Source organism: Shewanella profunda (assembly GCF_023283765.1).
Classification (GTDB): Bacteria; Pseudomonadota; Gammaproteobacteria; order Enterobacterales; family Shewanellaceae; genus Shewanella; species Shewanella profunda.
The window spans coordinates 37,480-51,522 of record NZ_JAKILG010000015.1 but is presented as its reverse complement, the minus strand read 5'-3'; the positions used below and the strand labels follow the sequence as shown (position 1 = coordinate 51,522).

At 47.1% G+C, this 14,043-nt stretch carries 12 protein-coding genes and 1 pseudogene; 6 read left to right on the top strand and 7 right to left on the bottom strand.

The window, feature by feature from the left end:
• Positions 1–15: 15 nt before the first annotated feature.
• On the bottom strand, positions 16–462 hold the full coding sequence (locus tag L2744_RS09650) for a DUF1924 domain-containing protein (RefSeq protein WP_248991713.1): 447 nt from the start codon (positions 460–462) through the stop codon (positions 16–18).
• Positions 463–515: 53 nt separating this feature from the next.
• Positions 516–1,103 (bottom strand): cytochrome b/b6 domain-containing protein, encoded by a 588-nt coding sequence (locus L2744_RS09645; protein ID WP_248991712.1) that lies wholly within the window; start codon positions 1,101–1,103, stop codon positions 516–518.
• 220 nt (positions 1,104–1,323) lie between these two features.
• On the opposite strand from L2744_RS09645, the gene L2744_RS09640 reads away from it, so the two are divergent.
• Entirely contained in the window at positions 1,324–1,788 is a 465-nt protein-coding gene (locus L2744_RS09640; protein ID WP_248991746.1) for a ribosomal maturation YjgA family protein, read from the top strand.
• 64 nt (positions 1,789–1,852) lie between these two features.
• A complete protein-coding gene (locus L2744_RS09635; RefSeq protein ID WP_248991711.1) occupies positions 1,853–2,356 on the top strand; it encodes a class I SAM-dependent methyltransferase in 504 nt (167 codons plus the stop codon).
• Here the strand turns inward: L2744_RS09635 and L2744_RS09630 are convergent.
• A pseudogene (locus L2744_RS09630) lies at positions 2,353–3,275 on the bottom strand (LysR family transcriptional regulator). The gene L2744_RS09635 and the pseudogene L2744_RS09630 sit on opposite strands and share 4 nt — an antisense overlap.
• 140 nt (positions 3,276–3,415) lie before the next feature.
• Between L2744_RS09630 and L2744_RS09620 the strand changes: the two are divergent.
• The gene (locus L2744_RS09620; protein ID WP_248991708.1) at positions 3,416–4,177 is read left to right on the top strand and encodes an SDR family NAD(P)-dependent oxidoreductase; all 762 of its coding nucleotides are present in this window, start codon (positions 3,416–3,418) and stop codon (positions 4,175–4,177) included.
• 152 nt (positions 4,178–4,329) lie between these two features.
• Here the strand turns inward: L2744_RS09620 and exaC are convergent, their stop codons facing one another.
• Entirely contained in the window at positions 4,330–5,850 is a 1,521-nt protein-coding gene (gene exaC, locus L2744_RS09615; protein WP_248991707.1) for an acetaldehyde dehydrogenase ExaC, read from the bottom strand.
• Between the two features lie 382 nt (positions 5,851–6,232).
• On the opposite strand from exaC, the gene L2744_RS09610 reads away from it, so the two are divergent.
• Complete coding sequence (locus tag L2744_RS09610) at positions 6,233–8,143, top strand: sigma-54-dependent Fis family transcriptional regulator (RefSeq protein ID WP_248991706.1); 1,911 nt, start codon at positions 6,233–6,235, stop codon at positions 8,141–8,143.
• Positions 8,144–8,185: 42 nt separating this feature from the next.
• Here the strand turns inward: L2744_RS09610 and L2744_RS09605 are convergent, their stop codons facing one another.
• Positions 8,186–9,535 carry an ATP-binding protein gene (locus L2744_RS09605; protein ID WP_248991705.1) on the bottom strand — a complete coding sequence of 450 codons (1,350 nt, stop codon included), beginning with the start codon at positions 9,533–9,535 and terminating at the stop codon, positions 8,186–8,188.
• Positions 9,536–9,549: 14 nt separating this feature from the next.
• Positions 9,550–10,236: a response regulator gene (locus tag L2744_RS09600; RefSeq protein ID WP_248991704.1), complete on the bottom strand. Its 687-nt coding sequence runs from the start codon at positions 10,234–10,236 to the stop codon at positions 9,550–9,552.
• A 440-nt stretch (positions 10,237–10,676) separates the two neighbouring features.
• Between L2744_RS09600 and L2744_RS09595 the strand changes: the two genes are divergently transcribed.
• Entirely contained in the window at positions 10,677–11,168 is a 492-nt protein-coding gene (locus L2744_RS09595; RefSeq protein WP_248991703.1) for a Spy/CpxP family protein refolding chaperone, read from the top strand.
• 53 nt (positions 11,169–11,221) lie between these two features.
• Positions 11,222–12,094, top strand: a complete 873-nt coding sequence (fieF, locus tag L2744_RS09590; protein ID WP_248991702.1) for a cation efflux pump FieF — start codon at positions 11,222–11,224, stop codon at positions 12,092–12,094.
• A gap of 524 nt (positions 12,095–12,618) precedes the next feature.
• Here fieF and glnG read toward each other — a convergent pair.
• Complete coding sequence (gene glnG, locus L2744_RS09585; RefSeq protein WP_248991701.1) at positions 12,619–14,031, bottom strand: nitrogen regulation protein NR(I); 1,413 nt, start codon at positions 14,029–14,031, stop codon at positions 12,619–12,621.
• Positions 14,032–14,043: the final 12 nt, after the last annotated feature.

The window sequence follows — 14,043 nt, the reverse complement described above, 5'->3', positions numbered from 1 at the left end:
ATCGAAAAATTGCAGTTATTGCTGGCTTAACCAGAGTAAGGCATCGCCTTTTTCCTGCGGCGTGCAGTCGCGTTTAAAGGTCCAGTTACAGTTACGGCTAAACCATTTCTCAATTTTGGCTGAGTCGGTTAAACGATCAGTGGTAATCGACGGCGCCATAGGGTCAATGGGTTTTCGGGTATTTTGGTGCATCCCCATATCGGTGACTTTAGCGGTATGGCAACTGGCGCAGCTGCGACCGTCTATTTCCTGCAACCAAAGCTTTTGTCCTGCGGCGGCGGTAAACGGCCCTGCGCCTTGGGCTTGATAGCGTTGCAGTTGCGTGCCGATGCGCTCGGCGCTGAGTGGCAGGCTTTGCACTTTACTGTTGGCGGCGCTAACGCTAAGGCTGCTCAGCAGCAAGGTTGAAATTGCGATGATGACAAGGCGTTTCTTATTCGTGTGTCTAGTGAATCTGTTCATAGGGCATTCCTTTTGGGCTGGATGTCTTGTGGCTAAGCAAAATGGCTAACCCATTAATCTTGTTGTTTCACTGGGCGTTGTTTCTTGCCCGTGACCATGGCTCTGACTAAGTTCTCTTTGTGTAATAGGCTGCTGACAATGACGCCGCCGACATGGATGACCACAAGGAACAGGGTGAAGTTGGCAAAAAACTCATGGACTTCTTTTAATGCGCCTTCGGGCCAAGTGGCGAAAAAGCTCGCGGCTAATGGGCCGTGTCCATCGGTGGCGTACAGCGCCATACCCGAGAATCCCGTGATGGCTATGCTGGCGATCAAGGCAACGATCATCATTGCCCCTGCGGGGTTGTGGCCTATGTAGTCTTTGGCTTTACCTGTGATGAGTCCTTTGAGATACACCAGTACTTCTTTAGGGCGAGTGATAAAGTTGCTAAAGCGCGCATTGTGGGTACCCACCACGCCCCATAACAGGCGAAACACTAGTAAAATTAAGATGCTATAACCTGCGTAACTGTGGATAGTCATCCACTCATCTTCGCCCTCTGTGAGATAGGCTAAGGTGAAAAAGCCGACGAGTGACCAATGGAATATGCGGATCAACAGGTCCCAGACTTTGATGGTTTGCAGTGTGCTTGATGACATGGTGTGACGCTCCTAAGTGGGTTTAGGTGTAGGCTACTTAACCCAAACTTAAACCTCGCTTAAATTTTGAGGCGCGAACATTCATTGAATTGGTGGGGTTAAGTGGCGCGCTTACTCGGGTGGTGAGCCTTAAATGTCAACGAAAGCTCACTTGTTAACCTCTTGGTATTACGGTAGATTCTGCCACCTCAATCGAGTGAAGTTAGGGATTAACTTATCTATGTCTGCCGCCGTTGTTAGCGTTTTATTCAGCCGTCATCCGAGTCGTAAAACCTTTTTTATTTATGCGGTTTTATTATTTTTGACCGAAGTCTTAATCGCTTTGTATGCACCTGCGGGTTTTATTCGTGGTTTTGTGGGCGATGTATTGGTGGTGATCTTACTGTTTTGCATGGTGCGGGCTGTCGTTCCGATTGCCAATCCGGTAGAAAAAGCCGCAGTAAAAAACACAGGCGATGGCATTAAGCGTTTTTTTCAAACTCCTTGGCTGGCGTTGGTGGTACTGCTGTTTGCCTTTGCCATCGAATTTGGCCAGTATTGGGGCTTAGTCGATAAGCTAGGCTTGGGCGGAAATCGATTGGCACGGATAGTGATAGGTAGCCATTTCGATCCATTAGATCTCGTGGCGTATTTTGTCGGTTATCTGATCTTACTGGGCTGTTATTGGAAGCGTTGCGAGTCCTAGCGCTTTTGAATCCGCAAGATTAGTGCGACTAGTAAGGTATTAGCTAGCTAAGCGGGGTAAGGGTATGCAGCCGATAACGGGGTTTTCACTGCTAGCAGAATGTAAAGATGGACTTGAGCCTGACCCACTGAAAATGCCTCTGTATTTTAATGGCCAACAGACTCATACCTTTATTGCGGGCCTAGTGATTGAAGGTCAATATCGCTGCGTTTTACCCAATAAGACCTCGGGGTATTTGGTTATCACTTCTTTCGATTGTCCCTTTGAAGAATCAACCGAGTTTAGTCTGCTTGATGATACATTTGCCTTAGTTACAAAAACATCTTTGGCACAACTGTATGATTCATTTTTGCTTTATGCCCACTGGCCCATGGCGGATAACCGCTTGCGGTTGCACTATTATGGTCAGTTTGTGCTGGATTTAGTGATTACTGCGGGCACATCTTGGTTAATGCCTCGGCCGAAACTTAAGTTGGTCGAAGTCGTCGATCCCCAAAATGATCCGCAAACAGCCGCCTCTCTTGTTGAATTGGCCCAGCGTTTAGGGGCAATCGAAAAGTCCCTTTAATGCTGGACTAAAAACGGCGTCATCTGCTGATTTAACCATGCCATAAAGACTTGCAGGCGCTTAGATAAGTGCCGCCTGTGGGGATAGATTAAGCTCACTGGCATAGGCGGTGCTGGATAATCTGGTAGAATTTCGATTAATTCTCCGGTTTGTAAATACTTAGCCCCCCCTATGCTGGGAACTTGGATTATCCCCAGCCCAGCTAAACAGGCTGAACTATAGGCATCGGCATTATTCACCGTAATCAACTTAGGCAATTGGATGGCGAGATCCGCTTGATGAGTGTGGGGATCTTGATATTCAAAGCCTGAGTCAGTGCCCCCTAACTGGCTGACATAGTGGACGAGTTTGTGGTTGTGTAAGGTCAGATCTTCAAGGCTTTCAGGTTTACCGTATTTGGCAATATAGGATGGGCTGACACAGTTGAGCATCTTAAAATGCCCGAGCCTTTTCGCTATAAGTCCTTCTTGCTGCACACTGCCGATGCGAATAACACAATCGAACCCTTCGGCAATGACATCCACCTTACGATCTGTGCTGCTGAGCTCAAGCTCGATATGTGGGTATTGCTCAATAAATTCAGGGAGTTTAGGTAGCACTAAGTTACGGGCAATGCCTGTAGACATATCGACTCTGAGCCCCCAGACACTTGCTCGGCTTGCAGTTGGAACAGGCTTTCTAATTCTTGAAATTCCGCCAATAAACTTTTGCAACGCTCGTAACAACTCTGGCCATCTTGGGTTAGCCGTACCGTTCGCGTGGTGCGTTGCAGCAGGCGCGCACCCAAAAATGTTTCGAACTGCGCCACCACATTCGATACATGGGTTTTCGATAGGCCTAAGCTGACGCTAGCTTGGGTAAAGCTTTGTAATTCAGCGACTCGCATAAAAATTTGCATGGCTTGCAATCTATCTTGCACGGTGATTGTCCTTTATTGGCTAACAGTCTTAGCATTTATAGTGTGTTTATCTCGTTAATTGCAAGTAATAAGCTGTGTTCAGTTAATTAGGCCTACAAGGCTTAGGTTTCACTTCCAAGCGACAATTATAAGGACTGACCATGAACACGACTCCAATTGCACTCATCACTGGCGCCAGCCGCGGTTTAGGTAAAAATACTGCCCTCAAATTAGCGGCGCAGGGGATAGATATTATCTTAACCTACCAAACGAATGCCGCTGCGGCCGCTGAAGTCGTCACCGAGATTGAATGGCTTGGCCGCAAAGCCGTTGCGCTGCCGCTGGATGTGAGCGATAGCGACTCATTTGCCGAGTTTGCCACCCAAGTTAGCACCGTATTAGCCCAAACATGGCAGCGGGAGTCGTTTAACTATTTGATTAACAATGCTGGTATAGGGATTCATGTGCCTATGGCGGAAACTAGTATCGAACAGTTCGATACCTTGATGAATATCCACGTTAAAGGACCGTTCTTTTTGACACAAAGCTTACTGCCGCAGCTGATGGATGGGGGAAGCATTATCAATATTTCCACTGGTTTGACGCGCTTTGCGATTCCCGGATTTGGCGCGTATGCCACCATGAAAGGCGCGGTCGAGACTATGACTAAGTATTGGGCGAAGGAGTTAGGCCCACGGGGTATCCGCGTCAATGTGCTTGCCCCTGGGGCGATTGAAACGGATTTTGGCGGCGGTATGGTGCGGGATAATGCGCAGATGAATCAGTTTTTAGCGCAGCAAACTGCGCTAGGGCGTGTGGGTTTGCCTGACGATATCGGCGGTGCGATTAGCGTCTTGCTATCGCCTGCGGCCGCTTGGATCAATGCCCAGCGTATCGAAGCGTCTGGCGGTATGTTTCTTTAAGTATTTTTTGTAAGTGTTTGATTTATTAATGTTGCGCGACAGAAATAAAGAAAGGGCGATTCGCCCTTTCTTTGTTATGATTTATTGAAGATAAATGACTGATATAAAGTCATTCATAAAACATGTGGACAAAGCCTTTTAAAAATAGCCCTTTAAAAGAAACCTAAAGGATTCACATCGTAACTCACCAAGAGATTCTTGGTATTTTGATAATGGTTGAGCATCATCTTATGGGTTTCGCGGCCGATGCCGGATTTTTTGTATCCACCAAAGGCGGCATGGGCTGGATAGGCGTGGTAACAGTTAATCCACACGCGGCCAGCTTGAATGCCACGTCCCATACGTTGAGCCGTGTTCATATCCCGCGTCCACACGCCAGCCCCTAGGCCGTACTCAGTATCGTTCGCGATCGCCAGCGCTTCGGCTTCATCTTTAAAGGTGGTGATCGAAATCACGGGGCCGAAGATCTCCTCTTGGAAGATACGCATCTTATTGTGGCCTTTCATAATCGTCGGGCTGATGTAATAGCCTTCACTTTGGCCGCCATCGAGTTGGCAAAGTGTGCCGCCTAGTAGCACTTCTGCGCCTTCAGCCTTACCTATGGCTAAGTAACTTAAGATCTTATCGAACTGTTCTTTAGAGGCTTGAGCGCCAACTTGAGTGTCGGTATCTAAGGGATCGCCTTGCTTAATGGTTTGCGCGCGCGCGAGCACTTTTTCGATAAAGCGATCGTAAATCGACTCTTGGACTAACACCCGTGATGGGCAAGTACAGACTTCGCCTTGGTTGAAGAAGGCCAGCAACATGCCTTCGACAGCTTTATTTAAATACTCGTCCTCATGGTCCATCACATCGGCAAAAAACACGTTAGGCGACTTGCCGCCGAGTTCAACGGTCGATGGAATTAAGGATTCGGCGGCGCATTTTAAAATGTGATAGCCAATTTCGGTGGAGCCCGTAAAGGCAAGCTTAGCGATGCGTTTGCTGGTGGCCAGTGCTTGTCCTGCTTCGGTGCCAAAGCCGTTGACTACGTTGAGAATCCCCGCGGGTAATAGATCTTCAATCAGTTCGAGCAAGACCAGAATCGATACCGGTGTCTGCTCAGCAGGCTTGAGCACTACACAGTTACCCGCCGCCAGCGCAGGGGCGATTTTCCATGCCGCCATCAAGAGCGGGAAGTTCCAAGGAATAATCTGGCCGACCACGCCCAAAGGCTCGGGGAAATGATAACTGACTGTATTGCCGTCGATATCGGCAGCACTGCCTTCCTGTGCGCGGATACAACCCGCAAAGTAGCGGAAATGGTCGACGAATAAGGGCAAGTCGGCATTTAAGGTTTCACGCACCGCTTTGCCGTTTTCCCAGGTTTCGGCAACGGCTAAATATTCTAGGTTTTGTTCGACGCGATCGGCAATGCGCAGTAACAGGTTTGAGCGCTCGGTGACTGAGGTTTTACCCCATGCCTCTTTAGCAGCGTGGGCGGCATCTAATGCTAATTCAATATCTTGAGCATCGGAGCGCGGGATTTGGCAAAAATTTTGGCCATTCACGGGGGAGCGATTGTCGAAGTATTTGCCATTGACCGGGGCGACCCATTTTCCGCCGATAAAGTTGGCGTATTTTTCTTTAAAGTTAACGATTGCGCCTGCGGTTCCGGGTTGAGCATAAATCATAGAATCATTCCTTCTTATGGATGGCATGCTGTGGCGTCGGCGATTTTTACGCTGTGCGCTTCAGCAAGGGAGTCTTGTTGATGCATCTCTAATGGATATCTTTTTATATATATTTCGTTTTGGTTTAAGCCAATCCTATTGATTGGCTTAGTGTTCTCTTATGCAACACCTGATGGTTGCACACCTATGGTGCATCGCAAGGAGAGTGCCAAACTGGCAGGAGTTGTACACTTGTTGCGCTAACAGTATGATGAAAAGCTAATTTTGTAGATTTGAATAAGTATGGACACCCAGAGGGAGAAGTGTGTCCTGTGGTCACTTTGTCATCCAATGGCACACTGTAGCTGTGCCGAAATGGAACACCGCTCGGGGGAGCACGGCTATGACAGTTAAACTGCATTTTCCATCGACACAGGCGTGGTTGGCCGATTCGTGGCAGCGCAGCATTAGCGCTGGCTTGTCTGAATTTCAATTACCCCAAGAGCTCAGGCTCGATGCGAGTGAGCTAAAGCAGAAACATGAGCAATATCAAATGCTCATAGCGTTAGTACAATCCCATGCCTTGCCCTTGTTTAATCAATTGATGGCGCATTCTAATAGCCGCCTTTTACTCTCCGATGCCGATGGTTATGTGCTTAGGCACTGGGGCGTGAGCCGTTATTCTACTAAGCTTGCGGATGTGGCTTTGGATATCGGGGTTAATTGGCTCGAGCAACACAAAGGCACTAATGCGATAGGGACTGCGTTAACCGCAAAACAGGCGGTATCTGTGGTGGGTGAGCAGCATTTTATTCGCCTGAATCGTTTTATGAGTTGTACCGCATGCCCAATATTTTCCCCCCAAGGTGAGATGCTCGGGGTGATCGATATCACCAGCGAGCAACAAAGACACACCCAGCAGACGCTGATGTTAGTGTCGAGTTTAGCGCAGCAGGTTGAGACTGCACTCCTGTGTCATTTGCCAGACAGTCATTATCGAATCGATTTAGCTGCGCAACCCAATCTGCTCAATTCGGGTTGGCAGGGCATAGTGATTGCCGACAGTGATGGTCGCATTGTGGGTTGTAATCCCATGGCGAAACAATTGCTTAACCATGCCAAGGTGGGCGATACCGTCGAACAGTATTTAGGCGATAATTGGAGCCGTGCGGGTGGCTTTAATCAGCATTTAGCCTTGCATCTACAGACTCAATCCTTACATATTCCCAGCGCTAAGGGTCGAGTTGCGATTAGCAATAAATCACTCAATCAATTGGGGGTTCGGTTTCGCGATCCTCAATTAGAACGCGCTTGGCAACATGCCAATAAGGTGATCACTAAGCAAATTCCGCTGTTAGTGCTCGGTGAAACGGGCGTCGGTAAAGAGCAATTTGTTAAAAAGCTCCATGCCCAGAGTGCGCGTCGCACCGAGCCCTTAGTGGCGGTGAACTGCGCCGCATTGCCCGCCGAGTTAGTGGAATCTGAACTCTTTGGTTATCAGGCGGGCGCGTTTACGGGGGCGAATCGCACTGGGTTTATCGGCAAAATTCGCCAGGCTCACGGCGGCTTTTTGTTTTTAGATGAGATCGGTGAAATGCCGCTGGCGGCCCAGAGTCGTTTACTCAGAGTATTGCAAGAGCGCGAAGTGGTGCCCGTTGGTAGCAATCAAAGTTTCAAAGTCGATATCCAAATCATTGCCGCAACCCATATGGATTTAGAAAAACAGGTGACTCAAGGGTTGTTTCGACAGGATTTGTTCTATCGACTCAATGGCTTGCAGGTGCGTTTACCTGCGCTGCGTGAACGGCAGGATATCGAGCGTATTATCCATAAATTACACCGTAAACATCGCATTGCCGAGCAAGATATCTGCCCAGAACTGTTAGCGTTATTGATGCAACACGACTGGCCGGGGAATTTGCGCGAGCTGGATAATCTTATGCAGGTAGCGTGTTTAATGGCAGAAGGGGATAAGATCCTCAGTTCGCAACATTTACCCGATTATCTTACCGAAAAATTAACTTGTTCGGCGTTAAATGCTGAGCCGCTGGGGGCCGAGCTAGATGCGATAACCAGATCGGGTTCTGCATCCTCCCCTAAAAGGGACTCCCCAACAAAGGAAAGCCTAGCGCCGCGGCTAAATTCCACGCTCTTAGCTCCTGCAGGTGCGAACTCTCTCCATGGCGCCATTTATAGCAATGTGCTGCAGGCGTATCAGGCCTGCGATGGCAATGTGAGTCAATGCGCTAAGCGCTTAGGCATCAGCCGTAATGCCTTGTATCGTAAATTGAAACAAATGGGGCTTAAAGCTTAGCCCTGAGGATAAGCTTTAGTGGCACGCAGGCTGATTTAAGGTTTAGACGGGTAGGGTAATATTAACTTCGAGCCCATGCGGTACTCTATTCTTCGCCTTAATTTTTCCTTTATGGGCAGTAATGGCGGCTTCGGTAATGGCGAGCCCTAAACCCCAACCCCCACTTTCCCTTTGTCTTGCAGAATCTGGGCGGTAGAAAGGTTTAAAAATAGCATCAAGCTCGGCAGGGTCGATGCCCGGACCATCATCTTTAATCGTGATATGGACTTGGTCTGCCGTTGTGCTGGCGTGAATATAAATATCGTTTTCGGCATAACGAATCGCGTTACGTAGCAAGTTTTCTATCGCGCGGGAAAGTGATTTTGGAAAGTGTGCTAACTCAATGTCTTCATCTATATCGATAGTGATTTTTTTGTCCTGCTGATCGGCTTCAAATTCGGCATCGTCTAACACTTGGCTTAAGGATTCAGCTAGACCGAGCCGAACCTTGGTTTCATTGGTACTGAGTTTGACCCGTGATAATTCCATTAATTCGGCAATGAGTTTTTCTAAGTGTTCAGCTTCATAGGCTATGCGGTCAGTTTCTGTGGTTTGTTGGCCTTTTTTGCGGGCAAGTGCCAGAGATAATTGTAAGCGCGTCAGAGGCGTACGTAGCTCATGGGAAATATCACCCATCAGTCTCTGTTGGTTTTTTACCATATTCTCGATGGAGTCGGCCATGCTGTTAAAGGCGGTTGCTAGTTGGCCTATCTCATCGTTACGTTTAGTGGTTGCTTTATCAACACGATTACTTAAATCGCCATCGGCTAGAGCATTAGCACTTTTTTTAAGTGAATTTAACGCCTTACCTAAATGCCATGCGAGTAATCCACATAATAATCCTGAGAGTAGAATCGCTAGGCTTAAGGTTAAAAGTTTATTCTCGACAAAGAAGAAAAACCAAGGCCGTGGAAAGTTTCCAGGCAGACGGCCGTATAACAAGTAGGTTTCACCTTTGATTTTGAAGCTGTAGGGGCCAAATACCAGTTCGTCTTTAAATTGGTGGCTAATCGGTTGCTTATCTTCATCTGTCATCAACATGAAGCTGCGGACACCACGGCTTATTTTTTGGGTGTTAATCACATGCCCTTGACTATTGGCGAGATAAATACGTAGTGGTTTTCCTTCCATATTTTTTTGTCTTTCCCATCGACGTAAAAAGTCAGACTCAAACAGGGAGGGATCTTCTTGAAATCGCATCGCAATCGCTGATAAGGCACTTTCGAGATGGGGTGGAATTGGCGCTCTATCGTGATTTTGTTGTAGCAATGGCAATAGGCCGACCAAAGCAATGATCAGCGAGCTGCAAAGCCAAAAGCCAAGTAATAATTTGATAAATAAACGATTAGGCACAATATATTCCGCCCTTATGGTAGCCAGATATAACCTTTTCCTCGGATAGTTTTTACCCTAGGTCGGCCGTCGCTACGTTCGGGTAGCTTTTTACGTAAATTCGAAAGGTGCATATCTAAACTGCGATCAAAGGGCATCAGTTTTTTGCCAAGCACGATTTCGTTCAATTCTTCCTTATTCATTAACTCACCTGCATGCAGTGCGAGAGTGTGCAGTAGCGTGAATTCTGTCCCCGTGAGGATAATCAGTTGTTCGTTACAGTAGGCTTCTTGGCGCGATGGGTCTAAACGCAAATCGCCAAACTCTTGTGCTGGGGCTGCATGGATTTCTTGGGCGGTTAAATGGGCTCGGCGGATAATGGCCCGAATACGCGCAATTAACTCCCTGTCATTAAAGGGTTTTGGCAGGTAGTCATCGGCACCAATTTCCAGACCAACGACGCGATCGATTTCATCGCCGCGAGCAGTGAGCATCAATACGGGGGTTTGCTTGTGTTGGCGCAGTGCACGCAGAACTTCAAAACCATTTAATTTAGGCAACATAACATCGAGTAAAATCAGATCAAAATCCGTTGCGAGTGCAAGATCTAAACCCTGTTTACCATCGTAGGCCAAAGTCAATGTAAACCCTTCTAGTTCAAGTAACTGCCCTAGCAACTCCGATAAACCGTGATCGTCATCGATTAATAATATCCGACTCATAGTGTTCCTTAATCTCTGTGATATGGCTTTGTACGCTTTTATCTCTGGCAATTTTGTACTTTGGCTGAGTATACCCGTTTTGATGTCAATTGCTGTGTAGCAATGTAAGCCAAAGTAAAGAATAGATAATCTGCTATACGTTATCTTTAACTTAGTCCACTAGGTCTACAAATAACCGCAATCGTCATGGATGGCGTGAATGCCATTTATGCAGGAGCAATAAATGGCCTTGCCTAAAGTGCATTACCATTCCGTTAACATCAGCCGCTGAATCCTGCATCTTGAGGTTGTTTGGGTATAGTTATTGCCGCAACTTTACAGTGATTTACTCAGACAACGTCCTCACTTACGTATAGCACTATAGACTGTGATGGTCGAAAGTGATTTGGCTTTTAAAAGGGTCGTCACTGTGTCTTATCTAGCTATATATTGAGGTTAACATGATGAAAACATTATCTCCTTTGAAAGCAGGCTTATTTGCTATTTTAGCGAGTTCAGTTGTATTCGCGACGACAGTTAGTGCAGAACCAACCCAAGGCAGTGATTACCCAAGGGGGGAGTTTCATAAAAAAGGGGGCCGAATGGAATATGGTGGTATGCATAAAATGTTTGAAGGACTTGATTTAACCGATGCCCAAAAGGTGGATATTAAAAAAATTTTTGCAGAGCAAAAAGCTTCTCGCTCCGATGAGCTCCCAACGAAAGAAGAACTGCTAGCGCATCGTAATCAGATGCTGGCTGTGATTACCGCAGCAACTTTCGATGAAACTCAAGCTAATGCCCTGCTGAACGAACAACAAGATAAACGCCAAGCGCAAGCTATTGAGCGTATGAAAATTCAGAACCAAATCTACAATCTGCTGACGCCAGAGCAACAAGCTAAGTTTAAAGCACGATTTGAAGCACAAGCCGAGAAAGAACCTCGCGGTTAAGTGACTTAGCTGATATACAATAGAGTCATAGCTTCCCGAGATAGACCCCTTATATGACTCAAACTTCCCAATACGATTTTTGGGTCAAACTGGCTAGTCGCGCTTCCGTGGCTACCGCTTTGACCCTTATTGCTATCAAACTAGTAGCATGGTTGTATTCAGGTTCAGCCAGTATGCTGGCATCCTTGACTGACTCCTTTGCCGATGCACTTGCTTCTATTGTTAATTTTATTGCTATTCGTTATGCAATCGTTCCAGCCGATCACGACCACAGATATGGTCATGGTAAAGCTGAACCATTAGCCTCATTAGCTCAATCAGCCTTTATTATGGGCTCAGCTTTCTTACTGCTCTTTTATGGTGGAGAACGGCTATTATCGCCTGTTCCAGTAGAGCACGCGACCCTGGGCGTAATAGTGTCAGTGATGGCGATTATACTGACATTGGCTTTAGTGATATTGCAGAAACGGGCATTAGCGGCGACCAAAAGTACTGTGGTTGAAGCCGATTCATTACACTACAAGTCGGACTTATTCCTCAATGCTGCGGTACTGTTAGCGCTAGTCTTATCCCAATATGGTTGGTGGTGGGCTGACGGTTTATTTGCAGTATTGATTGCCTTTTATATAGGTCACCAAGCTTTTGGCTTAGGTTATCGTTCAATTCAAGCGCTGTTAGATCGGGAGTTGGACGAAGAAACTCGTCAGCAAATCACTCAAATAGCGGTGGAAGATCCACGGGTGCAAGGGTTGCACGATTTGCGTACACGTCAGGCGGGGAAAACTGTTTTTATTCAATTTCATTTAGAGCTTGATGGGAATTTGAGTTTAAATGAGGCCCACGGTATTGCCGATTCCACTGGGATAAGGGTTAAAGCCGCCTTTGAGGACGCAGAAGTTATTATTCACCAAGATCCGGTAAGCTAAAAGCCGCTTGATGGTCTAATTCAAGGATGATAGCGCGGTATGAATCGCTTAGGAGTATAGGGATATGGCGTTATGGATAGAGAAGCAAAGCCACCGATTGGACGAGAGTACTAGGCTTATTTGTTGTTACCACAGATTATCAACTCGCTTTGAGTTGCGGTTGCTGCAAGACGAAAGTGCAATTATTTGTCAGGCGCAGGAAGCTCAATTAGAGGTAAAAAAGATGCAGCCAATACAATGGTATAAGCGGCATCTTTTTTATCTTCCTAGGCGTATTGCGCTTAGTAATGGAGATAAACAATACCGGCTTAATATTTGGTCTTTTCCCTTCTTTTGGCGTGCGCGTTTGTGTTGTGCTGAAACAGGCAACACTGTGATTGAAGAATGTTTGATAGGTCGAAGGCGTAGAAGTATCGTGCGTGTCATTTATTCGAGCATAATCAATTTGCTGCGACTTATGCTACAAGTGCTGACTTAATGTGGTTGACGCATGGAGTTGCCAAAGGCAACTCCATCACGTTGGTTCAATCCATCGACAGTTCTTTTAATTTACGCGTTAGGGTATTTCGCCCCCAGCCTAAACGTTTCGCCGCCTCTTGTTTATGACCTTGGGTATGACGCAGCGCTGTTTCGAGTAATATGCGTTCGAATGCGGGTTGTACTTCGGTTAACAGATCGTTATTTCCTTCAGAGAGTTTTTGATCTATCCATTCGGTCAATGCCGATTGCCAGTCTTGGCCAACTTTAGTCGCGTGGGTGATGCTCACGGGATCCTTAAGTAACTCTGGTGGTAAATCCTGTGGCAAAATTTCCTGCCCTGAAGCCATAACCGTTAACCAACGACAGGTATTTTCGAGCTGTCGTACGTTACCGGGCCAGGGGAGTTGCGAGAGTTTAGCGGCAGTTTCCTTGGTGAGGATCTTGGTTTCAACCCCGATTTCCTTGGCGGCAGATGCGAGAAAATGAGTCGCAAGCTGGGGAATATCCTCGCGGCGCTGTGAAAGTGGCGGTAAGTGTACGCGGATCACATTGAGCCTATGAAATAAATCTTCCCTAAAGCCGCCTTTTTGTACTAGTAATTCAAGATCCTGGTGCGTCGCTGCTATGATACGCACATCGACTTGCACCGCGTTATGGCCCCCCACGCGATAGAATTGTCCATCGGCGAGTACTCGCAGTAGCCTTGTTTGCACATCTAGTGGCATATCACCGATTTCGTCTAAGAAGAGGGTGCCACCGTTAGCTTGTTCAAAGCGACCTTGGCGCACATTGGCGGCGCCAGTGAAAGCACCTTTTTCATGGCCAAAAAGCTCTGACTCAATTAAATCTTTAGGAATTGCAGCCATATTCAATGCGATAAACGGCTTATCTTTACGCGGGCTGTGCTTGTGTAATGCGCCAGCAACCAACTCTTTACCCGTACCCGATTGACCATTGATCAGCACACTGATAGACGAGCGAGATAACCTGCCAATAGCGCGAAACACTTCTTGCATTGCAGGTGCTTCACCAATGATTTCAGGGGTTTTTACCTGTGTTTCTTGTACAGGAGCTGGGCTTTGCTCTGTGGCATGGGTAAGGGCTCGTTCGACGAGGGAAATGGCTTCGTCAATGTCGAAGGGTTTAGGTAAATACTCAAATGCCCCAGCTTGATAGGCACTGACTGCACTGTCTAAATCTGAGTGTGCGGTCATAATGATCACGGGAATATGCGGGTAATGGATTTGCAACCGTTCGAGTAGGCTGAGCCCATCTGTACCCGGCATACGGATATCCGACACTATTACGCTAGGTTGGGATATTTCTAAGGCTTGCCACAGGGATTCTGCAGCAGCAAAACTGGCGGTGCTGAGTTTGGCTCCTTGAAGTGCTTTTTCTAGCACCCAACGTATCGAGCTATCATCGTCGAGGATCCACACTTGTTCACTAATTCGCATCTTGCTTCCTCA

Coding starts and splice junctions, on each gene's coding strand:
- L2744_RS09650 (WP_248991713.1), bottom strand. CDS start 462: ATGAACAGATTCACTAGACACACGAATAAGAAACGCCTTGTCATCATC.
- L2744_RS09645 (WP_248991712.1), bottom strand. CDS start 1,103: ATGTCATCAAGCACACTGCAAACCATCAAAGTCTGGGACCTGTTGATC.
- L2744_RS09640 (WP_248991746.1), top strand. CDS start 1,324: ATGTCTGCCGCCGTTGTTAGCGTTTTATTCAGCCGTCATCCGAGTCGT.
- L2744_RS09635 (WP_248991711.1), top strand. CDS start 1,853: ATGCAGCCGATAACGGGGTTTTCACTGCTAGCAGAATGTAAAGATGGA.
- L2744_RS09620 (WP_248991708.1), top strand. CDS start 3,416: ATGAACACGACTCCAATTGCACTCATCACTGGCGCCAGCCGCGGTTTA.
- exaC (WP_248991707.1), bottom strand. CDS start 5,850: ATGATTTATGCTCAACCCGGAACCGCAGGCGCAATCGTTAACTTTAAA.
- L2744_RS09610 (WP_248991706.1), top strand. CDS start 6,233: ATGACAGTTAAACTGCATTTTCCATCGACACAGGCGTGGTTGGCCGAT.
- L2744_RS09600 (WP_248991704.1), bottom strand. CDS start 10,236: ATGAGTCGGATATTATTAATCGATGACGATCACGGTTTATCGGAGTTG.
- L2744_RS09595 (WP_248991703.1), top strand. CDS start 10,677: ATGATGAAAACATTATCTCCTTTGAAAGCAGGCTTATTTGCTATTTTA.
- fieF (WP_248991702.1), top strand. CDS start 11,222: ATGACTCAAACTTCCCAATACGATTTTTGGGTCAAACTGGCTAGTCGC.
- glnG (WP_248991701.1), bottom strand. CDS start 14,031: ATGCGAATTAGTGAACAAGTGTGGATCCTCGACGATGATAGCTCGATA.